The organism is Exiguobacterium acetylicum (assembly GCF_019890935.1).
Taxonomy (GTDB): domain Bacteria; phylum Bacillota; class Bacilli; order Exiguobacteriales; family Exiguobacteriaceae; genus Exiguobacterium_A; species Exiguobacterium_A abrahamii.
The window spans coordinates 607324-631830 of record NZ_CP082333.1 but is presented as its reverse complement, the minus strand read 5'-3'; the positions used below and the strand labels follow the sequence as shown (position 1 = coordinate 631830).

General features: G+C 47.0%; 21 protein-coding genes, 1 tRNA gene and 1 other annotated feature. Of the genes, 6 read left to right on the top strand and 16 right to left on the bottom strand.

What is annotated here, in order from left to right; all coding sequences use genetic code 11:
• Window positions 1-21 precede the first annotated feature (21 nt).
• Together K7G97_RS03280 and K7G97_RS03275 are read right to left on the bottom strand one after the other, a co-directional pair.
• Window positions 22-726 carry a response regulator transcription factor gene (locus tag K7G97_RS03280; RefSeq protein ID WP_023467243.1) on the bottom strand — a complete coding sequence of 235 codons (705 nt, stop codon included), beginning with the start codon at window positions 724-726 and terminating at the stop codon, window positions 22-24.
• Window positions 723-2486 (bottom strand): sensor histidine kinase, encoded by a 1764-nt coding sequence (locus K7G97_RS03275; RefSeq protein ID WP_215085329.1) that lies wholly within the window; start codon window positions 2484-2486, stop codon window positions 723-725. The genes K7G97_RS03280 and K7G97_RS03275 overlap by 4 nt, the downstream gene beginning before the upstream one ends.
• 197 nt (window positions 2487-2683) lie before the next feature.
• On the opposite strand from K7G97_RS03275, the gene K7G97_RS03270 reads away from it, so the two are divergent.
• Entirely contained in the window at window positions 2684-3973 is a 1290-nt protein-coding gene (locus K7G97_RS03270) for an NCS2 family permease (RefSeq protein ID WP_029340854.1), read from the top strand.
• Window positions 3974-4033: 60 nt separating this feature from the next.
• Here the strand turns inward: K7G97_RS03270 and K7G97_RS03265 are convergent, their stop codons facing one another.
• Window positions 4034-5314, bottom strand: coding sequence for an ABC transporter substrate-binding protein (locus K7G97_RS03265; protein WP_223041372.1), 1281 nt, complete (start codon window positions 5312-5314; stop codon window positions 4034-4036).
• Between the two features lie 188 nt (window positions 5315-5502).
• Between K7G97_RS03265 and K7G97_RS03260 the strand changes: the two genes are divergently transcribed.
• Complete coding sequence (locus tag K7G97_RS03260) at window positions 5503-6963, top strand: potassium/proton antiporter (RefSeq protein WP_023467237.1); 1461 nt, start codon at window positions 5503-5505, stop codon at window positions 6961-6963.
• Window positions 6964-7022: 59 nt separating this feature from the next.
• On the opposite strand, the gene K7G97_RS03255 is transcribed toward K7G97_RS03260, so the two are convergent.
• From K7G97_RS03255 to K7G97_RS03235, 5 genes are all read right to left on the bottom strand, one after another.
• Window positions 7023-7658, bottom strand: coding sequence for a DedA family protein (locus K7G97_RS03255; protein WP_223041371.1), 636 nt, complete (start codon window positions 7656-7658; stop codon window positions 7023-7025).
• Window positions 7659-7674: 16 nt separating this feature from the next.
• The gene (locus tag K7G97_RS03250) at window positions 7675-7896 is read right to left on the bottom strand and encodes a hypothetical protein (RefSeq protein ID WP_053452239.1); all 222 of its coding nucleotides are present in this window, start codon (window positions 7894-7896) and stop codon (window positions 7675-7677) included.
• Between the two features lie 167 nt (window positions 7897-8063).
• Entirely contained in the window at window positions 8064-9038 is a 975-nt protein-coding gene (gene asnA, locus K7G97_RS03245; RefSeq protein ID WP_035398809.1) for an aspartate--ammonia ligase, read from the bottom strand.
• A 66-nt stretch (window positions 9039-9104) separates the two neighbouring features.
• Window positions 9105-9352 (bottom strand) — a binding site (T-box leader).
• A gap of 144 nt (window positions 9353-9496) precedes the next feature.
• Entirely contained in the window at window positions 9497-10384 is an 888-nt protein-coding gene (locus K7G97_RS03240; RefSeq protein ID WP_087682156.1) for a carbohydrate ABC transporter permease, read from the bottom strand.
• Complete coding sequence (locus K7G97_RS03235) at window positions 10381-11268, bottom strand: carbohydrate ABC transporter permease (protein ID WP_023467232.1); 888 nt, start codon at window positions 11266-11268, stop codon at window positions 10381-10383. Before K7G97_RS03235 ends, K7G97_RS03240 begins: the two co-directional genes overlap by 4 nt.
• 166 nt (window positions 11269-11434) lie before the next feature.
• Between K7G97_RS03235 and K7G97_RS03230 the strand changes: the two genes are divergently transcribed.
• Together K7G97_RS03230 and K7G97_RS03225 are read left to right on the top strand one after the other, a co-directional pair.
• Complete coding sequence (locus tag K7G97_RS03230; RefSeq protein ID WP_223041370.1) at window positions 11435-13114, top strand: formate--tetrahydrofolate ligase; 1680 nt, start codon at window positions 11435-11437, stop codon at window positions 13112-13114.
• 16 nt (window positions 13115-13130) lie between these two features.
• Entirely contained in the window at window positions 13131-14087 is a 957-nt protein-coding gene (locus K7G97_RS03225; protein WP_082202576.1) for an alpha/beta fold hydrolase, read from the top strand.
• A 74-nt stretch (window positions 14088-14161) separates the two neighbouring features.
• Here the strand turns inward: K7G97_RS03225 and K7G97_RS03220 are convergent, their stop codons facing one another.
• Both K7G97_RS03220 and K7G97_RS03215 read right to left on the bottom strand, forming a co-directional pair.
• The gene (locus K7G97_RS03220; protein WP_023467229.1) at window positions 14162-14581 is read right to left on the bottom strand and encodes a hypothetical protein; all 420 of its coding nucleotides are present in this window, start codon (window positions 14579-14581) and stop codon (window positions 14162-14164) included.
• On the bottom strand, window positions 14578-15123 hold the full coding sequence (locus tag K7G97_RS03215) for an imm11 family protein (protein ID WP_244290094.1): 546 nt from the start codon (window positions 15121-15123) through the stop codon (window positions 14578-14580). The genes K7G97_RS03220 and K7G97_RS03215 overlap by 4 nt, the downstream gene beginning before the upstream one ends.
• A 169-nt stretch (window positions 15124-15292) precedes the next feature.
• Between K7G97_RS03215 and K7G97_RS03210 the strand changes: the two genes are divergently transcribed.
• Window positions 15293-15366, top strand: a tRNA-Gly gene (locus K7G97_RS03210).
• Between the two features lie 153 nt (window positions 15367-15519).
• Window positions 15520-16329: an MBL fold metallo-hydrolase gene (locus K7G97_RS03205; protein WP_223041369.1), complete on the top strand. Its 810-nt coding sequence runs from the start codon at window positions 15520-15522 to the stop codon at window positions 16327-16329.
• Window positions 16330-16382: 53 nt separating this feature from the next.
• On the opposite strand, the gene argF is transcribed toward K7G97_RS03205, so the two are convergent.
• Genes argF through argJ form a run of 6 tightly spaced genes read right to left on the bottom strand, consistent with a single transcriptional unit; the run spans window position 16383 to window position 24484 of the window.
• On the bottom strand, window positions 16383-17312 hold the full coding sequence (gene argF, locus K7G97_RS03200; RefSeq protein ID WP_223041368.1) for an ornithine carbamoyltransferase: 930 nt from the start codon (window positions 17310-17312) through the stop codon (window positions 16383-16385).
• On the bottom strand, window positions 17309-20341 hold the full coding sequence (carB, locus tag K7G97_RS03195) for a carbamoyl-phosphate synthase (glutamine-hydrolyzing) large subunit (RefSeq protein ID WP_223041367.1): 3033 nt from the start codon (window positions 20339-20341) through the stop codon (window positions 17309-17311). Before carB ends, argF begins: the two co-directional genes overlap by 4 nt.
• Window positions 20331-21389, bottom strand: coding sequence for a carbamoyl phosphate synthase small subunit (locus tag K7G97_RS03190; protein WP_223041366.1), 1059 nt, complete (start codon window positions 21387-21389; stop codon window positions 20331-20333). The genes carB and K7G97_RS03190 overlap by 11 nt, the downstream gene beginning before the upstream one ends.
• Window positions 21386-22531, bottom strand: coding sequence for an acetylornithine transaminase (locus K7G97_RS03185; RefSeq protein WP_223041365.1), 1146 nt, complete (start codon window positions 22529-22531; stop codon window positions 21386-21388). Before K7G97_RS03185 ends, K7G97_RS03190 begins: the two co-directional genes overlap by 4 nt.
• Window positions 22497-23270 (bottom strand): acetylglutamate kinase, encoded by a 774-nt coding sequence (gene argB / locus K7G97_RS03180; RefSeq protein ID WP_223041364.1) that lies wholly within the window; start codon window positions 23268-23270, stop codon window positions 22497-22499. The genes K7G97_RS03185 and argB overlap by 35 nt, the downstream gene beginning before the upstream one ends.
• Window positions 23267-24484 (bottom strand): bifunctional glutamate N-acetyltransferase/amino-acid acetyltransferase ArgJ, encoded by a 1218-nt coding sequence (gene argJ, locus K7G97_RS03175; RefSeq protein WP_223041363.1) that lies wholly within the window; start codon window positions 24482-24484, stop codon window positions 23267-23269. The genes argB and argJ overlap by 4 nt, the downstream gene beginning before the upstream one ends.
• Between the last annotated feature and the right edge of the window lie 23 nt (window positions 24485-24507).

The window sequence follows — 24507 nt, the reverse complement described above, 5'->3', positions numbered from 1 at the left end:
CGATTCCTCCTCGATAGTCGTTTAAATCGACAACAATTCACGAAACTCATTCGGTGTCATACCGAATTGTTTTTTGAACACTTTCCGAAAATACTTATCGTCCTGATATCCGACTTCAAGTGCGATTTCGTAAATGCGCGCTTCCGTCTCACTCAATAATTCCTTCGCTCGATTCAAGCGAATCGTTTGGATGTAATCAGATAAGTTAACGGAAAAACGCTGTTTGAAGCGTCGTGATATATACTCTCGGCTCAAGTAAAACCGTTCGCTCATGAATTGCAGTGTCAATTCTTCCGCATAATGCGTTTCGATGTATTTGGCGATTTGATCAATCGCTTCTCCTGATTCCACTACCGGATGGATACATTCCATCGCGCGGGACAAGGCATCATTGAGTACATCTGGATCAACCGGCTTCAATAAATAATCAAAGGATTGATGCAAAATGGCACGTCGCATATACGTATAATCATCATACCCTGTCAGCACGATCGTGACGACCTTTGGATGATGATTTTTTGTCCATTCTAGTAATGTTAATCCGTCGAGTCCAGGCATTTCGACATCTGTCAGCATTAAATCGATCGTTCCAGTATCCAGTAATCGTTTCGCTTCTTCCCCATGTTCCGCCTCGTAAATATGTGAGACCTGCCAACTGTCCCATTCTCCGAGCAATTTGACCGCTTCCCGTACATGTCGTTCATCATCTACGATCAACACGTTCATGCCAAGTCCCCCTTCTCATATGGAATCCGAATCACGATTTTGAATCCTCCCTCTACTGCTGAAGAAGAGAGCGTCATATTTGCTTGCTCCCCGTAAAAAATCAAGAGCCGTTCATAAATATTATGGAGACCAATGCCGCTCGTCTCGAGATCTTCTGGGTTACGATGCATGCGCATTTTTCGATCAATCTCTTCAAGTCGTCCTGTTTCAAGAATAGCGCCACTATTCTCGATTTGAATGATGAGACGTCCACCATCCGTCCGTACTTTGTAGGCGAGATAGTTTTCTGTCGCTGCTAATTGCTGTCGAAAGCCGTGTTTGAAGTAATTTTCAGCGAACGGTTGCAAGATCATCTTCGGCACTTCAATGTCATTGAGATGCCACGGGACGTCAACGATATAACGGAACCGTTCCGGAAAACGTTGCTGTTGCAAACGAATATACGCTTGAAGATGATCGACTTCTTGTTTTAGGGTTACGATCGTCTGCTCATTATTCATCGAGTAGCGCATCATTTGTGATAATCCGGTGATCGAGCGGTACGCGATCTTCCGGTCTCCTTGTAGCGTCGTCGTTCCGATCGATTGTAAGGCATTGAATAAGAAGTGCGGATTGAGCTGAGATTGTAATGCCCGTAGCTCATTCGTCCGGTTTTCAAGTGCCAGTCGATACTCCCTTTTGATTAAACGATCAATCCGTTGAATCATGCGTTGGAACTGACGGTTGAGTAATCCAATCTCGTCATTCGTCGTCGCAACGAATGGTGCTGATAAATCCCCTTGTTCGACTCTCCAGACGTTTGCTGTCAACTGTTTGATTGGTTTCGTGATCTGCATGGCAACGAGACTTGCGGCAATGATCATGACGAACAGTGAGACTAAACCAATCAAAACAAGAATCAATGCCGTTTCATTCGCCCCTTGGATGACTGACGCATACGGAATCCGTTTGACGAGTATGAGTGGAACGCCATTCGTCATCGTCTTCGAATAGACGATGAACGATTTTCCGACACGTAAACTCCCACTCTGCCCAGTGAATTGATCGACCGGTAGTTCCATCTCTGCCCCAGTCTGTGCCAAAATATGTTGTTCTGTCATCAACCATAACGACTCTTCCGGATCATTCTCGAACAGTTTCAATTGTTGTTCGAATACACGGACTGGAATATCCACTGAAAGGAAGCCGAGTGGCTCATCTGTTTCGACACGATCGATGCGATAACGAAAACTGACGACTTGTTTCTCATCAAGAATCATCGTGTGCACATTGTATGGTTCAATCGTGTGCGCTCCGTCAATCAACCAGCCACTTTTTTGTTTCATCAATCGAAAATAATCCGTTTCTTGCATCCAATCAAACGTTCCCCGACTCGTCGTTTTCATGTTGTAGACCGAATACTCCGAATAACCATTTAAGATGACGAAATGTAACTGCTCGATATCCTGACGTGATAAAAACAGACCTAACATCGCCCGCGAAACGACTCCATCAGATTCGTCTAGTTCCTGATCTGCTCCGACGCGCATGATGTTCATCAACGAACGATTCGCATACAGACTTGTCGAGAGACGGCGGATATCCTCTATGTAATGGGTCACCTGTGTATTTCCTCGCGTCAACACGTTCAGGCTAGAACGTTCTGCCTGTTCAATGTTTTGGTGCCGTACATACAAGTAGGAGATCGATGTCGCGAGGGCTGTCGGAATCAAGATCGCCAGGACGACGAGACGAATCAAACGTGTCCGGATACTTTTCATGAAAGGCGCCCCCATCCTTTTTCTTGTAATCAATCGTATCATAACCTTGAATCCGCTTACATCATTTCCTGATATTCTCTTTCATGATTCCTATAAAAAATTCTTTTTTGTTACGACTTGATTCCGAATGAATTTTACTATAATATCATCAATGTTCGTTTTTTAATCAATTTGTTATGAAGGTGGTCCTTTTACCCATGTTTAAACTTGCCGCACATCAAACAACCGTAAAACGTGAAATCCAAGCTGGATTCGTGACGTTCATTACGATGGCATATATTCTGCTCGTCAATCCAACGATTTTAGCAGATGCCGGTATCCCCCAAGCCCAAGCATTTTCTGCGACGATCATCGCGACATTGATTGGTACGCTCCTGATGGGGCTTTATGCGAATCTACCGATCGCAGTCGCACCCGGAATGGGACTCAATGCGTATTTCACTTATACACTTGTCGTTGGTGAGAAGATTCCCTATCAGACAGCACTCTCAGTTGTCTTCGTCGCTGGTGTCATTTTCTTATTGTTATCACTCTCACCGATCCGTACGAAGCTGATTGAAATCATTCCGATGACATTAAAGCTTGCGATCACAGGTGGAATTGGTCTTTTCATTGCTTCACTCGGTCTGAAGATGTCAGGAATTCTCGTCGCTAGTGAAGATACACTCGTCACGATTGGCGCATTGACGTCACCAGAAGCATTGATCACACTCATCGGACTATTAGTTGCCGCCATCTTGACGATCAAACGTGTACCAGGTGCTATTTTATATGCCATGATCCTTTCTGGATTGATTGCATTCCTGACAGGTGAATTGAAGTTTTCCGATTCCTTCGTTGCGTTACCGACGTTACCAGAAGGATTGATCATCACGAATCCGTTCAACGCCATTCAAGACGTATTCCAATACGGTCTGTTCAGCGGTGTCCTCTCCTTCGTTCTCGTGACGATGTTTGATACGACAGGTACGATGGTCGCTGTCGGAGAACAGGCTGGATTGATTGAAGAAGATGGATCATTGAAAAACAGCGAACGTGCCCTATTATCTGATTCGACTGCGATGGTCGCTGGTTCATTGTTCGGAACAAGTCCCACAACGGCTTACGTAGAATCTGCAGCGGGTGTTGCTGCTGGTGGACGGACTGGACTCACATCCGTGACGGTCGGGATTTTATTCGCATTATCTGCCGTCTTTGGACCGTTCGTTCAATCGATTTCGAGCGTCCCTGCGATTACTGCGCCAGCATTGATTTTAGTCGGTGCCTTCATGATTCAAAACATCAAACAGATTCCATGGGATGACTTCAGCGAAGCCTTCACGGCTTTCCTCGTCATCTTGATCATGCCATTATCCGGTAGCATCGCAACCGGTATCGCATTCGGTTTCATCGTCTATCCAATCATGAAAGCTATCCAAAAAGAGCGTGTCCATCCACTCATCTATGTATTCGCGCTTCTCTTCTTCATCCAATTATTTTTCTTATAATAAAAAAACATGCCTGTTCCGTCAGTTGATCGGAACAGGCATGTTTTTTTGAATCAGTTCTTATTTCTTCATTTTATCCCATGTTTTCGTGAAGTCCTGCAGCATCTCGTCAGCTGTTTTTTGCTTACCAACATATGCTTGCATGATCGCTCCGAACTCGTTTACAGCACCATCCGGATACTTGAACCAGTTCCATGAGATCGTTTTTCCGTCTTTCGAGTATGCTTGAATATCATCTGCAAGCGGTCCTAAATCTTTCGCTTCGATTGATTTAAAGGCAGGGATGAATTTAAATTTATTGACCATGTAGTCTTTTCCTGTGTCAGACGTCGCCATCCACTCGAGGAATTTTTTCGCTTCTGCTTTGTTCTTCGAGTTCTTATTGACGACCCAGTTGTTTGGTACGCCGACAGGAAGACGATCCATTTTTTCTTTATCATCATTGATCGGCATCGGGATGAAGCCCATGTTGATGTCCGGATTGACGTCCGTAATCAATTGTTGTGCCCAGTTCCCTTGTTGAAGCATCGCTGTCTTACCTTCAGCAAATTGAGAGACTTGTGTGTTGTAGTCCGTCGTTAACGGATTTTTATTCCCGTACTCAATCGTTAAATCAAATAGATTCATGAATTCCTTGAACTGTTTATTGTCCTCGAACTTCGCTTTTCCAGAGTTGAGATCCGCGATGAACTGATCTGGATCATCCTGCTGTGCGACCGGAATGTTCAACAAGTGATTACCGAGAATCCACCACTCTCCGTACCCAATCGAGAATGGCGTCACTCCGTCTGCCTTCAGCTTCTTAGAAGCTTCCGTCAATTCAGTTAATGTTTTCGGAAGTTCCGTGATACCGGCTTTTTTGAAGATATCTTTATTGTAGATAAAGCCATACCCCTCAAGGTTCATTGGCATACCATACAATTTACCATCAATCGTCATTGGCTCTTTTGATAGATCCGTTAGATCACCGACCCACTTTTCATCTGACAAGTCTTCTAACTTATCCTGCCATGTCTTTGCTTCCGTAAAGCCACCGTTGTTAAAGACATCCGGTTCATTACCTGAAGCGAACTGTGATTTCAGAGCCGCGCCATAGTCCGAACCACCACCGACTGTTTGCACGACGACTTTCGTCCCGGTTTCCTTTTCATACGCTTTTGCCATCTTTTCCATGTCTTTTGCGATTTCAGCCTTGAATTGGAATACGTTGAGCGTCTTACCATCTTTTGAACCACTATCTTTCGAGTCATCGCTATTCAATGTACCGCCACCACATGCTGCCAAAGCGACGACCATCGCCGTCGTGACGACAGGTAATGCTGCCCATCTTCTTTTACGCATTCGGATTCCCTCCCTGATTTCGTTTCATTTCGTGCTACATCTTCACAATAAATGAAAACGCTTGCAATGAAGAGAGAGAAAGTTGTCCGGTGTGGTGGAAAATATTGAACAATCGTTATCCGAGTCTTTTCATCGGAATTGTTGTATCATGAAACTAGAGATTCTTTTATGAATAGGAGTTTGATGCCATGTCCTTGCAACTCACGATTTTATTGATTGGTATATTGCTGTTTGCCGCTGTCTGGACGACGAAGTTATCAAGTCGTCTGAATATTCCTGCTCTACTGATTTTTATCGCCCTTGGTATGATTGCTGGAAGCGACATTACGGGGTTCATTCGTTTTGACGATGCAGAACTGGCTCAGCTTCTTGGAACCGTCGCCCTCATCATCATCTTATTCGAAGGTGGTCTGCAAACAGTTTGGAAGGAAGTGCGTCATGAATTAGCCCCTTCCCTCTCGCTTGCGACGTTCGGGGTCTTCATCGCTACATCCATCGTTGCCGTTGCTTCCCATTATATTCTGGGCTTTAGTTGGGCGAATGCTTTTTTACTCGGGGCAATCGTTGGTTCGACGGATGCCGCTGCTATCTTTTCTGTCTTGAGTGGTCAGCCGATTCGACGGAAAGTCGGATCAACACTCGAAGTTGAGTCCGGTACGAATGACCCGATGGCCGTCTTTTTGACTGTCTTGTTCCTTGAGTTCGTGACAAACCCTGAAGAAGCATCGCTCTTATCGGGTCTTGGATCACTCGTTTGGGAAATGGCAATGGGACTTCTGATTGGTTTGTTCATCGGATGGGCAGCTTCGACCTTGATCAATCGGATCGATTTGTCCTCTTCTAGCTTTTATCCGATCATGCTCATGTCGTTTGCTTTCCTGTCTTTCGGTTTAGCTGATACGTTCCATGCCAGTGGATTTTTAGCCGTTTATGTCACAGCGATCTACATCAGTAATCATGAACTCGTCTACCGACAGACACTCGTTCGTTTTACGATGAGTATGGCGCATCTTGCCCAAATCGGAATGTTCATCGTGCTCGGTCTACTTGTCTTTCCGAAACAATTGCTCGATGTTCAGGTCATCCTGTCTTCCATTGCGCTGGCGCTGATCCTCATTTTCATCGCTCGTCCTTTGTCAGTCTGGGTAAGTCTTCTTCCGTTTCGTTATTCGTGGCAAGAGAAGGTCTTCATTTCTTTTGCTGGTCTAAAAGGAGCAGTACCGATCATTCTCGCGACATACCCTCTCGTTGCGGATATCGAGAATGCATCGATGATCTTCAATATCGTGTTTTTCACAGTCTTACTATCTACGCTAATTCAAGGGAGTATGTTGACGTTCCTTTCCGAGCGGTTACGACTGAACGAAACACAGACTTCTGCTATCCATACCGTCATTGAATTCATGTCAATCGGTAAACCGAATGCGGAAATCATTGAATTGACCTTACCGATGTCCCATCCATTCATTGGAACGACGATTTCAGAGATTGATTTGCCTCAGGAATTTTTGATCACAGCTATCATCCGTGATGATCAAATCATTACACCACGTGGGGACACTGCCCTAGAAGGCAATGATCAGTTACTACTGCTTACCCCAAAACATCGGATCAAGACACTGAAGCGATTCCTGTTTCCTCCCGCTTAATCTGTTCATGAAACAACGCAGTGGATCCTGAAGATCCACTGCGTTGTTTTTTTACATATTCATGAATCTTGTTGTTTCGTTTGTGTGTCTTGCTTCTGTTCTTTACGCTTCGCTTTAGCACGACGGTAGAGAACGTATCCACCAAGAATCACGACGATTCCACCTAAGATCCACCATAACTCCTGTTCTAATCCTTTTAGCATGGATTCAGCACGTTCTACTCCGAATCGTTCACCGACCCAGATGTAAAAGAAGGAAACCGGAAAAAGTCCAATACTTGAAGCGAGTAAATAGCGTTTGAACGAAAGACCAAACAAACCACACGGAATCGAGACGACCGAGCGCACGACGGGGAAAAAGCGTCCGAACAAAGCAGACCATGTTCCATATTTCCCGACGATGCGCTCCCCTTGCTCAATTTCTTTTTCTTTAATCAGTAACCATTTGCCGTACCGGATAAGTATCGGACGACCTGCATAACGACCTAGAAGATAAAAGACCGTCGCGCCCATCAGACTTCCTAAAAAACCGACCAGAACAGCAGTTGTCCAACTGACCGTTCCGTTCGACACATATAGACCGAGCAACGGTAAGCCCACTTCTGCCGGAATCAATTCTGTTCCAAGACCAACGATCATAATTCCTAAAAACAGCCAGAGATTGGATTCTCCGGCTGAAAACAACCATTCCAACATACGAGTAACCCTCCGTTCATCCTCTCGCTGGACGGAGGAGATAATAAATGATGACGACTAACGTCGTCCAGACGCCTGTGAAGATTCCGATAATCCCGACAATGAAGAAACCGAGTGCAACGATTGAGCCTGTCTGTTTATAATCCCGCCACATCGTCCGTAAGCCCTTAATGTTAAACCAAAGAAACGCAATGAACAAAATAGGGATGAGTATCCCAACAATTAATAGAGAAGACATGCTTTCACCTCTTTCTTATTTATTGTTATCCCCATTCTATCAGGAATCGACACGTCTTTCCTCCGCCTGAGGTCGTACGAACCTAAAAAAAGAGCACGCTTCTGAATCGAAGCATACCCTTTGCTTTATAAAACATTCTGTTTTGACGCTTTCTTACTATATATATGTCAGAGCAAGTGGATGCCTTCCGCTTGGAGACTTTTACGCGTCTCTTCTGACCAGACAGAAGCTTGGACTTCACCGATGTGACGCTTCTTCAATAAGAACATCGCCATACGAGATTGACCGATTCCTCCACCCATCGTTAACGGTAGACGTTCTTCGAGCACACCTTGATGGAACGGGAATGCCAATTTATCCTCTTCTTGAGCAATCGCTGTCTGTTTCAACAACGCTTCACGATCAACGCGAATACCCATTGAAGACAATTCGAATGCTCCGATTTCTGGATGGTGTACTAAAATGTCACCGTTGAGTGTCCAGTCATCGTAGTCAGCCGCCCGACCATCATGCTTCTCACCTGAAGCCAGTGCGCCACCGATTTGCATGAGGAAAACGGCGCCATATGCTTTCGTGACTTCTGTTTCACGTTCTTTCGTCGAAAGTGTCGGATACGCATCCTCTAACTCTTGTGTTGTCATGAAATGAATCGTTTCCGGTAAGATCGCTGAAATACCATACTCCGCTTCTACTTCTTGTTCGACTTGGCGAATCGTTGCATAGATCGCTTGTACCGTTTCTTGTAAATAAGCACTCGTCCGTTGTTCTTTCGTAATGATCCGTTCCCAATCCCACTGATCGACGTGAATGGAGTGTGTCGCATCCAGCATCTCATCGCGACGAATCGCATGCATCAACGTGTATAATCCTTCTCCCGCTTCAAATCCGTACGTATGAAGCGCTTGACGCTTCCATTTCGCAAGAGATTGTACGATTTCAAGATCTGCTGTGTGATCCAAGGCATCGAAGCGAATGATTCGTTCTACGCCGTTGAGATGATCGTTGACACCGAGTGTGCTTTCTACGAACAATGGTGCTTCGACACGTGTCAATCCGAGTGTCGTCGAAAAGCGTTCTTCAAAGCGTTTCTTTACGAGTGTGATAGCTTCCTGTGTGTGTTTCATCGATACGAGTGTTGTCATGGTGGTGTTCCTCCTCAATTGTGTTTTGAAAAAGAAGCCATAAAAAAGAGCCCTTCTTTCCCAAGAATATGGGACGAAAGACTCGGTTCCGCGGTACCACCCATGTTAGCAACGATGTTGCTCACTCAAAAGACGAATCACTTCATCTTCGGCCATATGATAACGGACAGGCAACTCCGGCTACGCCTACTGACATTCGGGTTCGGGTAGCGACTCCGGGAGGTTCTTCGCATCTTGCTTCCGACTGGGCTCTCACCATCCCCAGCTCGCTATACGGTCGTACAAGGTGTTACTCTTCCCTTCAACGTCGTTGTTACAATTGAATTGAGAACATCGTACAACAGGTCGCAAGTATTTGAAAAGACTTTTTTTCAAAAAAAATAAAAGTTGTCAGATTAATCTGACGTGTAAAACATGAAAAAAGCGTTCTCGCAGAAGCGAGAACGCGCTTACAAAAATTATTTGATGGATCCACTCGTAATTCCTTGAATGATCTGTTTTTGTAAGGCAAAGAAGAACAACAATAACGGAATGATCCCGAGGACGAGTCCGGCAAGTGCTAAGTCCCACTGCTTCGTATACTGACCGAAGAAATAGAACGTCGCGAGTGGAATCGTTCGTAAATCGACGTCTCGTAACATCAGCGATGGCAGTAGGAAATCATTCCAAATCCAAAGCGTGTTCAAGATGATGATCGTGACCGTGATCGGTTTGAGTAATGGGAACACGATGCGCCAGAACACACCCCATTGTGAACAACCATCAATGATGGCTGCCTCTTCGATTTCTTCAGGAATCGACTTCATGAATCCATGGTATAAGAAGATTGATAATCCAGATCCAAAACCAAGATACATCAGAATCAATCCCCAATAACTGTTCTGCAATCCGAGATCACCAGACAGTTTCGATAAGGGAATCATGATCGACTGGAATGGAATGATCATCGCGGCAACGAATAAGAAAAAGATGATCGTTGACAAGCGTGTTTTCGTCCGGACGAGTTTCCAAGCTGCCATCGAACAAAAGATGATGATGACCGCGTTAGCGCCGACTGTAATGATGACGGAGTTTAAAAAGACTTTTCCGAAGTTCATGGCTTCCCATGCTTCTGAATAGTTGGACGTCATCCATTCCTTTGGTAGGCCAGATGTATTCGTAAAGATATCTCCCTGCGTCTTGAATGAATTCGAGACGACGTAATAAAACGGAATCATATACAGAAGCCCCATCAATAAGGCTGCCAGTTCGACTGTTCCAAGACGGAGTGAATAACGACCTCTCGTCTTTTTGGAGCGCTTCGGTTTCTCCTCTTGTGGAGTGGGTAACGGTTGTGCCGTACTCATGCTTCCACCTCCCGTTTTTTCGTCAGATAGACTTGAGTGACTGTAATCGCGGCGACAACAACGAAGAAGATGATCGCTTTCGCTGACCCGAGTCCAAGATTATTGTTCGTAAACGATTCTTTATAAATGTTTAAAGCAAGCATTTCGGTCGATTTGAATGGTCCACCATTCGTTAGGGATAAGTTCGTATCGAATAACTTGAAGGACCATGAAATCGTCAAGAACAAACAGATCGTGACCGACGGCATGATCAGTGGCAACGTAATGTTCCGTAACGTCGAGAGACGATTGGCACCATCGATTTTTGCCGCTTCAATCAGCTCTTGCGGCACGTTTTGTAGAGCCGCGATATAGATGACCATGATGTAACCGCCACCTTGCCAAATCGAAACGATGACGATACCCCAGAATCCTGTTCGGGCATCTCCTAACCATGGAAGTTCAAATATACTCCATCCTGTCAATTCACCGATTGATGCGAAGCCTTTGACATAGATGAACTGCCAAACGAACCCGAGGATCAACCCACCAATCAAGTTCGGCATGAAGAAAATCGTTCGTAAGAAATTACGCGTGCGAATATTTTGTGTCAATAAGAACGCCAAGATGAAACCGACGACATTCGTTAAGATGACGGCGACGACCGTATATTTCGTCGTCAACCAAAATGACTGCTGGAACTGCTCGTCACTCGTAAAGAGACGGACATAGTTATCAAAGCCGATCCAATTTAATTCTCCGGTTACACCGTTCCAATCCGTGAACGAATACATGACGCCATTGAAAAACGGTACAAGCACGATCACTGCGAATACAAGAAAGACCGGTCCGACGAAGAGCCAAAAATCAAGACCGCGTTTCCACTTCTTTTGCCCAGATGTCATTGTTTCATCCCTCCTCCACTCTACAGTACGTCTTTCTCTAACACTTGAACACGTCACCATTTGACCCATTGGGTGGAAAATATTGAACGTTTTCTTTTGGCGCGTTCGCACTAGATACGCTACTATTAGAAAAAAGAGAGATCCAATCAAAGAGGGAGTCGATACCATGGAAAAGACCATTCGTTCAGACTTAGAAATCGCACAGCAAACCGTCTTACGCCCGATTCGAGAAATTGCGAACCGGATTGGTTTGCAAGAAGAGGATTTTGACACGTACGGAAAGTATAAAGCGAAGTTGACAGACGGACTGTTGAACCGATTGGCAACGAAATCTGACGGTAAATTGATCCTTGTCACTGCCATCAATCCGACAGCCGCCGGTGAAGGAAAATCAACCGTCACTGTCGGACTCGGACAGGCGTTGCATCGGGCAAACCACAAGACGATGATTTGTTTACGGGAACCCTCACTCGGTCCGACGATGGGCTTAAAAGGTGGCGCGTGTGGTGGTGGCTATAGCCAAGTCCTACCGATGGAAGAGATCAACCTTCATTTCACAGGCGATATGCATGCGATCACATCTGCTCATAATACAATCAGTGCCTTGCTCGACAATCACCTGCATCAAGGTAACATCCTTGGCATCGATCCGCGTCGTATCGTCTGGAAACGCGTCCTTGATTTGAATGACCGTGCCTTGCGCCAAGTTACGATTGGTCTTGGTGGTCCTGCGCATGGTGTGCCGCGTCAAGATGGATTCGATATCACGGTCGCTTCCGAAATCATGGCGGTCCTCTGTCTAGCAGACTCTATCACGGATCTCGAACGACGCTTGAGTCGCATCGTCGTCGCCTATACGTACGATCAACAACCGGTTACGGTCAAAGATATTCAGGCCTCAGGAGCTGCGACGTTGCTCCTGAAAGATGCGTTCCGTCCGAACCTCGTTCAAACCGTCGAAGGAACACCAGCATTGATTCACGGTGGACCATTCGCGAACATCGCACATGGCTGTAACTCTTTGATTGCAACACAAACCGCACTGAAGCTAAGTGATTACGTTGTCACAGAAGCAGGATTCGGAGCCGATTTAGGTGCCGAAAAGTTCTTCAACATCAAATCACGGATTGGTGGACTCCATCCGGATGCCGTCGTTATCGTCGCTACGGTGCGTGCCTTGAAGATGCACGGAGGTGTCGACAAAACACAACTCAGCGAAGAAAATCTCGCTGCCTTAACAGATGGTCTTGCGTTACTTGAAAAACACGTCGAGACAATGAATCTGTTCGGTGTCCCTGCCGTCGTTGCCTTGAACCGTTTCTTCACCGACACGGAAGCAGAACGGAACATGATCCTAGAATGGTGTCAGGATCGTAATATTCGCGTCGCGGAAAGTGAAGTCTTCAGTAAAGGGGGGGCTGGTGGCGAAGCACTCGTCACGGAAGTCATGCAAGCTCTTGAGGAACCGAGCCAGTTCCGTCCACTGTATCCTGACGTCTTACCGCTTCGCCAAAAGATCGAGCGTATTGCAAAGCGTGTCTACGGTGCAGCCGACGTTCATTTTGAAGACAAAGCGCTCCGCGAACTCGAACGGTGTACGGAGATGGGATTGAATGAGTTACCGATTTGTATGGCAAAAACACCATTTTCTTTAACCGATGATCCTGCTCGTTATGGTCGTGTCGAAGACTTCACGATCACGGTCCGCGAAATCCGACCATCGGTTGGTGCAGGGTTCATCGTTGCATTGACTGGGAATGTATTAACGATGCCAGGATTACCCGCAGTTCCTGCCGCCTTCCACATGGGCGTATCGGAAGACGGACAGGTATTCGGACTTTCTTGATGAGAGGATGAGTTACATGACGATTGATCATTCACATTGGATAGCCTCTGACGGCTATACTACGACATTGCATAGCCTCGAAGCCCATGATCCTAAAGGAGTCGTGATCGTCTTTCACGGGATGATGGAGCATGGCGCACGGTATGAGGAATTCGCAGAATTCCTCTATGCGCATCATTACCACACGATCATCGCAGACTTACGCTGTTTCGGAACTCGAGCAGCACAGCTTGGAACACTTGGACACCTTGAGCCGAATCAAGGGTTTAAACAATTGATGCAGGATGCAGAAGAACTCGTCTCTGACATCAAAGAGCGTTATCCGACGCTACCGGTGTTCATTTTTGGTCATAGTTTTGGTTCATTGATCGCTCGCCGGATCGGTCAAACACTCGGTCATACGGTAGCCGGAATCATCGCGAGCGGCCCTCCGACTAGCACAGGCTTACTCGGTGATGTCAGCCAAAAACTCGTCGAACGTCAAATCCATCAGCTGTCAGCAACACACCCTGCTGAACGGTTTGGACAACTCGTGTTCGGACGGTATAACTTACGCTTCTTCCCAGCACTTTCTAAAAATGCTTGGCTCTCTTCGGATCCTCAATCCGTCATGCGCTATGATGCAGATCCATTGTCCGGTCAAACGGTCACGCTTGGGTTCTTCCACGAACTCTTGCATGCAACGAAGCTCGTCAACGCACTTGCTTCCGTCTATCAGCATCCACGTCACTTACCCCTCTTATTGCTTGCTGGTGGAGATGACGCGGTCGCGTTCGACGGAAAAGGTATCCATCATTTGTTTGATATGTATAATCGTGTCCGTGTCGATGCTGTACAGCTGACGATTTATCGAGGGTTACGTCATGAGCTCTTCCATGAGTTCGAACGCATCCGCGTTTTTGCCGATATCGCGAGCTGGTTGAATAAACAAGTCAATCCTGCAGCTAAACAGTCATCTTCCCGTTCTTCTTAAGCCACATCAATCGATATAAAAAAAAGGCAGCGGATCCTTGTGATCCGCTGCCTTTTGCACTTCTATCGTATCCTTCATTGAATCCAAGTCAGTGAAGAAATCATCGCTTCAATTTCTTCGATTTCAAGCGTCTCGCGTTCTGCGGAGTACGTCAATAAGACTAACCGTTCCCCGTCCGAATACGCGTAGATCCGTAAGAAGATATCTTCTTCTTTCCCATCTACTGCAAGCAACGCTTCTTTTGTTGAATTACGACGGACTTCAAGTGCTCCTGTTAGTTCGATGCCGAACTCTTCCACCAACAGATTGATTTCTTGTTCCGCCGCCTCATACGGTGTCAATTCTTCTGAATCGGACTCATAAATGGATAATTGGAGCGTACCCATTGCATTTTCATCCGTCGAATAAAAACTGACATATGTCTCTTCTTCTTGATATTCGAATACCTTTGGATATTCTAGCGTGATCCAATGATCGACTGTGTACTGTTTCATTTGAATTCCTCCATTCGTTGTATCTCTTCAAAGCGGATACCCGTCACAGCCATACGCTCGAATTGTCGAGCGAGTTGAGCAGAGACGAACATGCGATGCGTGCGCTCATCTCGCATAAGATGATGCGGACAAATCGAATCGCTGATTCGTCGCTCTGTCAAAAAATAGACGCGTCGTCTCGGGACCGGACGGAATACATCCGTCGTATGTAGATGTTCGATCCGACTGACAGATAAGAGATTGAGAAGATAGTACGGAACCACTCCGTCCTTCGTCTCAAGATGTACCTTGAGACATTGTACAGAAAAAGGCGCGTATGCTGCAATGACGCGTTGCACACGTTCCGAGACGAGCGGCAGATCGAATGTGTTTGGAAGGACATCCGGTAGCAAATCCGCATCTTGATTGATGGAAAAAGCAAGTACACCTACGTTATGGAACCACTCTCCTATCAATAAGCGATGACGATCGAATTGATGGTGACAGATCGCCTTCCATCCTTTTCCCATCGACTGTTCGCTCCAAACTCGCACTTCATTCACCAGACACTCTCTCCTCTACCCAACTTTACCCATATTGCAAATCAAGATTACCATTGGAAACGATTAACTAGTATTATTGTACACCGAATCTTAAAAGAAATTGCTTTTTTTCATAAAAGTTATGGAAATGCACTCTTTGCTATGCTACTATATTTCATGTAGCCGATACGCGGGTGTAGTTTAATGGTAAAACCTCAGCCTTCCAAGCTGATGACGAGAGTTCGATTCTCTTCACCCGCTCCAATTATGACATAACATAGGTCTAGGACCATTTCCCTCTAGAGGGCAGGCGACTCGCGACGTGCGAGTCGTCTTTTTTTATTTTTTCTGCTGATGATTCCAACGAATTTATGGGTATACAACGATATAGATAGAGATTCGTAAAGGAGGATTCGTATGATTCAGATGAAAATGCCCGGCGTGACGATCTATCAAAGTACACTCATGAAAACGACTTCGACATTAATCGAGACGCCTGATTGTCTGATCGTCGTCGACCCTGGCTGGCTTCCCGATGAGATTGCAACGATTCGTCGAGACGTCGAAATCGTGCGTCGCGAACGACCATTATACGTCGTCTATACGCATGCCCATTTCGATCATATTTTAGGTGCCTATGCCTTTACGGATGCCATCGTCATCGCTTCTAAACCGTTCATCGATATCGACCGACAAGAAGCGCTCCAAGCCGTCCAAGATTTTAATGATGAGTTCTATATCGATTCCCCCGTCCTTTTCCCAGACGTGACACATGTCATCCATGAGTCTGAGACGATTTTAACAATCGGACAAACGAAGTTAATCTTCTTTTTGACGCCCGGTCATGAAGCGACTCATCTTTCCTTCATCGTCATGCCACTTCACTTGTTAGTCTGCGGCGATTATGCTTCAGACGTTGAAATCCCCTTGATCGAACACGATTCCTCTGAGTATTTGACGACGCTCGAGTTACTCGAGTCGTTCATTTATGAATATGAAGTCAAACTCTTGATTCCCGGACACGGTCACATTTGTGATGTCCGAACAGAGATGATCGAACGACTTCATCAGAGCTATGATTATATTCTTGCCCTCCGTGCCGGAAAAGAATCCGACTGGGCTCCGTCTTGGCAAACGACCCCTTTTATGAAACGTCTGCATGAAAAAAATAAGCGACAAGTCAAAAAAGAACAAGAAGAACGATTAGCCCGACGCCATTATGATTAACTTCGCTCAACCAAAAGACTCGGTCGCCAAATTGGCGACCGAGTCTTTTATGGTTATCCAAGTAATGTGACGAGCAACGCTTTTTGTGCGTGGAGGCGATTCTCAGCTTGATCGAAGATGACCGATTGCTTGCCATCGATGACGTCCTCCGTGACTTCCTCCCCGCGATGCGCCGGAAGGCAATGCAAGAAAATAGCTTCATCATTTGCTTGATTCATAATATTGGCATTAACCTGATATCCTTCAAATGCTTGCAGACGCATCGTCGCTTCTTCTTCTTGTCCCATACTCGCGAAGACATCCGTATACACGACGTCTGCACCACTCGCTGCTTCCTCAGGATCCGTCATGACGATGATGTTTCCACCCGTTTCCTTCGCAATGACTTGTGCCTCATGAACGATTTGTGGATCAGGAGCATACGCCTCCGGCGCACAGATGCGAACTTCCATTCCACTGAGCGCTCCACCAATCATCAGCGAATGCGCCATGTTATTTCCGTCCCCGATATATGTCAAAATCTTTCCGGATCGTGTTCCAAATGTCTCTTCGATTGTCAGCAAGTCAGCAAGGACTTGACACGGATGGTGTAAATCCGTCAATCCATTGATGATTGGAATCGTACCATGTGCCGCAAGTGTGTCGACGATCTCATGACCGAACGTCCGAATCATCAGGGCATCGACGTAACGGCTCATGACTTGAATCGTATCTGAGAGCGGCTCTCCCCGCCCGATTTGCATATCTGCTCCACTTAGCACGATCGGATGTCCACCGAGTTCGACGACACCCACCTCAAACGATAGACGTGTTCGCGTCGATGCCTTTTCAAACAATAAGGCCACTTTTTTATGGCTTAATGCGTTTTGGTAGACACTCGGCTGATGCTTGATGTCTTTCGCGAGTGCCAATAGATCCGTCAGTGCTTCCGGCGTCAGTTCCGCCATCGTCAAGAAATGCTTTAGTTGTTGCATCGTCTTCATTTTATTTCCTCCTTGATCGGCTCTGTCCATGTATGAAGTGGCTTCACAGCATAAGGGGACTTTTCTGTCGCTTGTAGATGATAATGTGCTAGTTCAGGTTCTGTCAGAACTTGTACCCCGGCAGCAAGCGCTGCTTCGCGACTCGCTTTTTCTTCTGTCACGTGCGAATAGAAAATCGCACATTGTGCCCAGTCAATCGTTTCATCTAATGCTACACCCGTTCCGAAAGCCTCTGTATCTGCTCCAGCAACGATGATGTCTCTCGTCGTCAAATGTCGTTTTGTCGTCTCGTCGAAAATGAAACGTTCCAGCGCCAGTCCGTCTGTCGTCCATTGCAGCGTTTCACCTGTCGAACGCATGACGGGACCTGTTTTCGGATCGACACCTTGTAGTTTCAGCGTTGAAAAAACAGGGGTCTTGACGGCATGGAAATCAAGTTTCGTCTGTTCCGTCGGTAGTACAACCGCTTGACCGACCGCTGCTTGGACTGCCCACTGCAAGATCGGTTGACCTGTTACTTTGGCGACGATTGGTAACGTGCGGGAGGCACGTGGATTGATTTCTAGCACGTAGACTTGATCGTCATGCAAGACGAATTGGATATTGTACGCTCCTTTATAATCCATTCGTTGCCCGATCATCTGTGCAATTCGCTCGATTTCGCTCTGAACGGTAGCGCTGAGCGATACAGGTGGCAGAATCATCGTCGAATCTCCAGAGTGAACTCCTGCGCGTTCCAATTGCTCCATCAAAATCGGAACGTATGTCGTTGTTCCATCTGTAATACAGTCGACTTCGATTTCCTTTCCTTGGAGGTAGGCATCCACGAGGACAGGGAATGATAATTCGGACACGATCATCTCTAATTGCTCTTGATCGTGGATGATATGCATTCCTTTACCTCCGATGACATAGGAAGGGCGAATCATAACCGGATAACCGATCGTTGTTGCAACTTCTATCATTTGTTCATGCGTCGCCACTTCTTGTCCTGGGATACGATCGATACCGATATCATCTAAAAATTGATAGAACCGCTCACGGTCTTCCATTTGATCGATGACATCTGCCGTCGTTCCGAGAAGATGATAACCGGCGTTCTCCAAACCAGACGCAAGCGCAATCCCCGTTTGTCCTCCGAACTGGACTAAGACGTCTTGGCAATCCTCTGCTTCTAGCACATGCATGACATCTTCAAGTGTCAACGGCTCGACATACAGGCGATCTGCGACTTCGAAGTCGGTCGAGACGGTTTCTGGATTATTGTTGATCATGATCGTTTCATAACCGGATGCTTGCAATGCACGTACCGCGTGAACGGAACAATAATCAAATTCGATTCCTTGACCGATTCGAATGGGTCCCGCACCGATGACAGCGACTTTCTTTTTCGCCGATGCTGTGACTTCCGTTTGACCACTCCAGTTTCCGTAGAAATAAGGCGTCGTACTCTTGAACTCTCCCGCGCATGTATCAACCATGTGATAGACAGGAAGGATGCCTTTTTCTTTACGTAAGTGCTTAATCTCTACAGCACTAACGCCCGTCAGAAGCGCAATTTGTTCGTCCGTAAAGCCCATCATTTTGATTTGCTTTAGAGAACTCTCATCCGTTACATCGATTTTTTGTTGCTGATCGACAAGACGTTGAAGTACTTTGACGAATAAAGCTTGTACTTTCGTCTGTTCAACGAGTTCTTCGATGGTCGTCTCCTTGCGATCGAGTAGCGCGAGCATCGCAAGCAAGCGACGGTCCGTCGGCGCCTTTATTTCTTTCCACAATACGTCAGCCTCCGCTGTTTTCATCCATGTCGGATAAAGAGGCGATTGCTCGACTCCTGCACCGCGCCACGCCTTTTGTAACGCTTCTTCTAACGTCTTCCCCATCGCCATGCTCTCACCCGTCGCCTTCATTTGTGTTCCAAGCGTCCGGTTACTGCCGGTAAATAGATCGAATGGGAAACACGGCACTTTTGCCGTAATATAATCCATCGTTGGTTCAAAACTTGCCATCGTTTCTTTCGTGACAGGATTGATGCAATCGTCGAGTCGCTCACCGAGCGCAAGACGTGTCGCTAATTTTGCGATCGGATATCCCGTCGCCTTGGAAGCAAGTGCCGAAGAACGACTGACACGCGGATTGACTTCAATGACGAAATAGCGTTCTTCCGTCGGATGGATTGCGAATTGAATGTTGCATCCACCGATGACACCGAGATGCGATACGATTTTACGCGCTTCCGTCCGCAATTGTTGATTCATTCGATCCGAAATCGATTGAATCGGTGCAAAGACGACCGAGTCCCCGGTATGGACACCGACAGGATCGATGTTTTCCATGTTACAGACGATGATCGTCGTATCTGCGCTGTCACGCATGACTTCATATTCGACTTCTTTATAGCCAGCGATACTCACTTCAACCAAACACTGTGAAATCGGACTCGCTTGTAAGCCATTCTGTGCTAACAGACGCGCCTCGTCCTTCGTCACTGCGATGCCGCCACCCGTTCCCCCGAGCGTAAAGGCTGGTCGGATGACGAGCGGCACCCCGTGTACTGCCATGAATTCCTCAAGCTCTGCTAACGACTCGATCGTTTGACTTTCCGGAAGCGGTTGCGCGAGTTCGATCATCTTTTGCTTGAATCGTTCACGATCTTCTCCGTCTCGGATCGTCTCAAGCGAAGTTCCGAGAAGTTCGACACCGTATTGTTCAAGTACGCCTGCTTCTTCAAGTGACATCGCAAGATTGAGTGCCGTTTGTCCGCCGACCGTCGCTAGGAGATGGGACGGTCGATCTTGTTCGATGATGGCCGTTGCTTTTTCAAGAGTCATCGCCTCAATATAGACATGATCTGCCGTGCTCGGATCCGTCATGATAGTAGCCGGATTCGAATTCATTAAGATGACCTCGCATCCCGCTTCTCGAAGCGCCTGACAGGCTTGTGTGCCGGAATAATCAAATTCTGCTGCTTGCCCGATGACGATCGGACCCGAACCGATGACGAGTACTTTCTGTTTATCCCACATATGCTACCTCCTGATGTAATACGCTATTTACGAATTGATCGAAGACGACCATCGCCTCTGTCGGTCCTGGACTCGCTTCTGGGTGAAATTGGACTGTCATGATTGGTAGCACCGGATGAATCAATCCTTCAACGGATCCATCATTGATGTGTTCGTACGCAAGTTCCATCTCAGACGCTTCGATACTTTTTACATCAACGGCATAACCATGATTCTGAGACGTCATGAACACTTGTCCGGATGCTAGATGACGTACAGGATGATTCGCTCCTCGGTGTCCGTGATGTTGTTTTAATAAGGTACAACCGAAGGCATGAGCGAGAACCTGATGTCCCATACAAATACCAAGTGTCGGATAGCTCGTCGCCAGTTCACGAATTCCTGAAAGAAATGGATCCAGTTGTGTTGGATCACCAGGTCCGTTGGAAAACAGCAGACCATCTGGAGCCAGCGCTTGAATCCGTTCCGGTGTCGTATTATATGGCACGACCGTTACACGCATATGGCGTTCAAGCAAAGCGTCGATCATCGATTGTTTTACGCCGTAATCGATACAAACAATGTGTCCCTGTTCGACTTCTGGTACGTATTCGATGTTTGAAGTCGTCGATACGGAAGCGATGTATGCTGTGTCGATTGACGCAGTGACTGCCATATCCTCTTGCATCATGTCTCCGAATTGATCGCCTTCCGTCCGTAATAGATGCACAAGAGAACGCGTATCGACTCCCGACAAAATCGGCACATTTGCTTCACCCAACCAACTTGCGAGCGATGTTCCTTCCCCGTCCTCAGCCAAAGTTTGAACGATGACACCAGCGACTTGAATCTGATTGCTTTCTGACGCTTCCGCTTGAATACCGTATTGACCGATCAGCGGGTATGTGAAGACAAGAATTTGTCCTTGATAAGATGGATCCGTCAAGACTTCCTGATATCCTGTCATTCCTGTAAAAAAGACGACCTCTCCTTTGACTGGAGCTGTTCCTTGCCACGAACCGGTAAACGTCGTTCCGTTCGCAAGCGTTAGCTTTCCGGATTGTTTCATACGATGACCTCCTGTTGACAAACGAGTTGTATTTTTTCGATGGCGTGCATGAGTTCCTGTTCCGTTACGAACAATGATGGCAATAAGCGAATGACATGAGGACCAGCCGATACGACGAGAAGACCATTCTCACGTAAGGCATCAATCATCGGTGCAACAGGTATCACACACTCGATACCCATCATCAAGCCACGTCCGCGAACAGAGCGAACGATGGATTTAGGTAGCTTTTGCTCTAATTGTTGTCTCAAAAATTTGCCTTTTCCTTGAACGTCTGCCATGACAGTGTCATTTAACAAAAGGTCAAGTGTGGCTTCCGCAGCTGTCATCGCGAGTGGATTTCCACCAAAGGTCGAACCATGCGATCCAGGTGTGAATACTTCCGCTGCCTCCTCCGTCGCGAGTAACGCACCGACCGCGAGGCCACTCCCAAGTCCTTTTGCGAGAGTGATGATATCCGGTACGAGGGGTGTCTGTTCAAATGCAAAACGAGATCCCGTCCGACCGATGCCGGTCTGTACCTCATCGACGATGATTTTGACATCGTATTGCTGTGCCTTCTTCATCAACGCTTCTAGCCACGCATCGTCAGCGACGACGACTCCGCCCTCTCCTTGAATGATTTCAAGCCATACGGCAGCAGTTTGCTCCGTAATCGCTGATAGGCTCTCCATCTCGTTAAACGGCAGATGTTTGAAGCCATTCACCATCTCACCGTATCCCGCTTTGATTTTCTCCTGTCCTGTTGCGCCCATCATCGCAAATGTCCGCCCGTGGAAAGATTGTTTAAACGTGACGACTTCCGTTTTCCCTGTCCATTTTCGAACGAGTTTGTACGCCGCCTCGTTTGCTTCCGCACCACTGTTACAAAAGAAGGCATAACTGAGATGACTGTCTTCCGTCAGTCGCTCGGCGACCCGCTCTTGTGCCGCGATTTGAAACAGATTCGACGTATGCCAAATTTGATTCAACTGTTCCTCTAGCCGTTGCTGAATATAAGGATGACGGTGTCCTGTGTTGCATACAGCGATTCCCATGATGAAATCAAGATACGTCTTGCCTGTCGCATCTTCTACGATCGACCCTTGTCCTTTGACCAATTCCACATCAGTACGTTGATAAGTGGGTAGTAGTGCACTCATATAATTCCTCCTTGATTCGTGTCCCTGCAGCTAACGCATTTTTCCCAGACCGAATGACGACCTCTGGAATACCATGCTGAGTGGCCTGCATCATCGCTTCGACCTTCGGAATCATTCCCCCGTAAATTTCTCCCGACGCTATCGCAGCTTCGATGGCTGCAGACGTGATTTCTGATTGATAGTCACCGTTTACTTTTACACCCTCGACATCCGTCAACAATTCAAATCGGTCGACAGACCAAGCTTTCGCGACAGCAATCGCACACGCGTCCCCGTTACTGTTCAATACACCTTGCTCCCCTGTGACAAGGGATGTGACGACAGGAACATAACCATTCGTACTCAACACCGTGAATAATCGTGGATGAATGTGCGTGATTTGACCGACTGCTCCGAGTCCTTTGACTTTTTTACCATGGACGCTTGCGCCGTCTAATCCGCTCATCCCGACGGCAGGAATTCCCGCTTGATTCAACTGCTGGACGATCCCGGATTGGACTTCCCCTGCTAAGATCCGTCGCGCTCCGAGTAAGACACCATCCGTCGTTACACGGACACCGTTTCGAAACACGGGCTTGATTCCCTCTTGTTCACAGTAACTCGATAGAAGAGGACCACCTCCATGGACGATCAATAATTCGTTACCGGTTTCGACCCACGCTTTCCATTCCTCGAAATATCGCACATCCAATTGCTCCCACACACTACCACCTAGTTTGATGACTTTTCGTTTCGTCATGTCCGGTAACTCGCATTGATTTTGACGTAATCGTACGTCAGGTCACAGCCGTAAGCGTGTCCTTGTCCTGTGCCGTCATGCAAGTCAATGTGAATCTGTACATCCTGCTGTGCTAGATCCTGTGATGCAATCGTTTCATCGAATAAGACAGGCATGCTCTGTTGCAGCACCCACTGCGAACCAATTTTGATGTCAACGTTTGATACATTGAGTGGCTCCTTAATACTTCCGACAGCAGCGATGATTCGTCCCCAGTTCGCATCTTCCCCAAAGATGGCTGTTTTGACGAGAGACGATCCGACGACTTGTTTAGCGACCATTCGTGCTACTTCATCGGTTTGTGTTCCCTCTACCGTCACTTCGATCAACTTCGTCGCGCCTTCCCCGTCCCGCGCAATCTGTTTCGCTAAATCTTGACAAACCGTTTCGATCGCCTGTTCGAATGCTAACGCTTCGTCCGTGCCTTCAACGATCGTTGCTCCTCCTGCAGCTCCGCTCGCCAAAATCATGACCATGTCATTTGTCGAACTGTCTCCATCTACGGTAATGCAGTTGAACGTCCGATGAATCGTCCGGCGCAACAGTGTCTGTAAGACATCCGATTCAATCGTTGCATCGGTCGTCAAGAAACCAAGCATCGTCGCCATGTTCGGATGAATCATCCCTGACCCTTTTGCCACACCACAGACTGAAATTTGGATATCCCCTTGCATGTATTGTTGACCAGCTGTTTTCGTACCAGTATCGGTCGTCAGGATTGCATGAGCAAAATCATCCGCGGCATCCTTGTCATTTGTAGGCATCAGCTGTGGAATACCTGCCAGTAACGTATCAATGGCTAACGGTTGACCGATGATCCCCGTTGAAGCAATCGCGACTTGTTCTGGAGCAACATTTAAACTTTTCGCCATCGCTTGTTGCGACATATACGCATGGGATAACCCTAGTTCCCCTGTACATGCATTCGCGTTCCCGCTGTTGACAAGGACGGCATGAATACGACCTTGTGACGCCTGAATCGCTTGTTTCGTCACAGTGATTGGTGCTGCTTGCACCTGATTCGTCGTATAGACAGCTGCAGCGCTTGCTCCTGCTTCACACCAGATCAGACCTAAATCCTTCCGCTTTCGTTTCAGACCCACATGTATCCCGGATGCTTGAAATCCTTTCGGTGTCGTGATCGTCAATGGGGTCTCTACTTGTACTTGCCACACAGGCGTTCCTCCTCTTTCTTTTT

Bases quoted from the DNA above. Each gene is read 5' to 3' on its own strand.
- K7G97_RS03220 (WP_023467229.1), bottom strand. From the start codon at position 14,581: ATGAAACAGTACACAGTCGATCATTGGATCACGCTAGAATATCCAAAG.
- K7G97_RS03265 (WP_223041372.1), bottom strand. From the start codon at position 5,314: ATGCGTAAAAGAAGATGGGCAGCATTACCTGTCGTCACGACGGCGATG.
- argF (WP_223041368.1), bottom strand. From the start codon at position 17,312: ATGAAGACGATGCAACAACTAAAGCATTTCTTGACGATGGCGGAACTG.
- carB (WP_223041367.1), bottom strand. From the start codon at position 20,341: ATGTGGGATAAACAGAAAGTACTCGTCATCGGTTCGGGTCCGATCGTC.
- argB (WP_223041364.1), bottom strand. From the start codon at position 23,270: ATGACGAAACGAAAAGTCATCAAACTAGGTGGTAGTGTGTGGGAGCAA.
- K7G97_RS03260 (WP_023467237.1), top strand. From the start codon at position 5,503: ATGTCCTTGCAACTCACGATTTTATTGATTGGTATATTGCTGTTTGCC.
- K7G97_RS03270 (WP_029340854.1), top strand. From the start codon at position 2,684: ATGTTTAAACTTGCCGCACATCAAACAACCGTAAAACGTGAAATCCAA.
- K7G97_RS03255 (WP_223041371.1), bottom strand. From the start codon at position 7,658: ATGTTGGAATGGTTGTTTTCAGCCGGAGAATCCAATCTCTGGCTGTTT.
- K7G97_RS03280 (WP_023467243.1), bottom strand. From the start codon at position 726: ATGAACGTGTTGATCGTAGATGATGAACGACATGTACGGGAAGCGGTC.
- asnA (WP_035398809.1), bottom strand. From the start codon at position 9,038: ATGACAACACTCGTATCGATGAAACACACACAGGAAGCTATCACACTC.
- K7G97_RS03250 (WP_053452239.1), bottom strand. From the start codon at position 7,896: ATGTCTTCTCTATTAATTGTTGGGATACTCATCCCTATTTTGTTCATT.
- K7G97_RS03205 (WP_223041369.1), top strand. From the start codon at position 15,520: ATGATTCAGATGAAAATGCCCGGCGTGACGATCTATCAAAGTACACTC.
- K7G97_RS03275 (WP_215085329.1), bottom strand. From the start codon at position 2,486: ATGAAAAGTATCCGGACACGTTTGATTCGTCTCGTCGTCCTGGCGATC.
- K7G97_RS03230 (WP_223041370.1), top strand. From the start codon at position 11,435: ATGGAAAAGACCATTCGTTCAGACTTAGAAATCGCACAGCAAACCGTC.
- K7G97_RS03225 (WP_082202576.1), top strand. From the start codon at position 13,131: ATGACGATTGATCATTCACATTGGATAGCCTCTGACGGCTATACTACG.
- K7G97_RS03185 (WP_223041365.1), bottom strand. From the start codon at position 22,531: ATGAGTGCACTACTACCCACTTATCAACGTACTGATGTGGAATTGGTC.
- K7G97_RS03190 (WP_223041366.1), bottom strand. From the start codon at position 21,389: ATGAAACAATCCGGAAAGCTAACGCTTGCGAACGGAACGACGTTTACC.
- K7G97_RS03235 (WP_023467232.1), bottom strand. From the start codon at position 11,268: ATGACATCTGGGCAAAAGAAGTGGAAACGCGGTCTTGATTTTTGGCTC.
- K7G97_RS03240 (WP_087682156.1), bottom strand. From the start codon at position 10,384: ATGAGTACGGCACAACCGTTACCCACTCCACAAGAGGAGAAACCGAAG.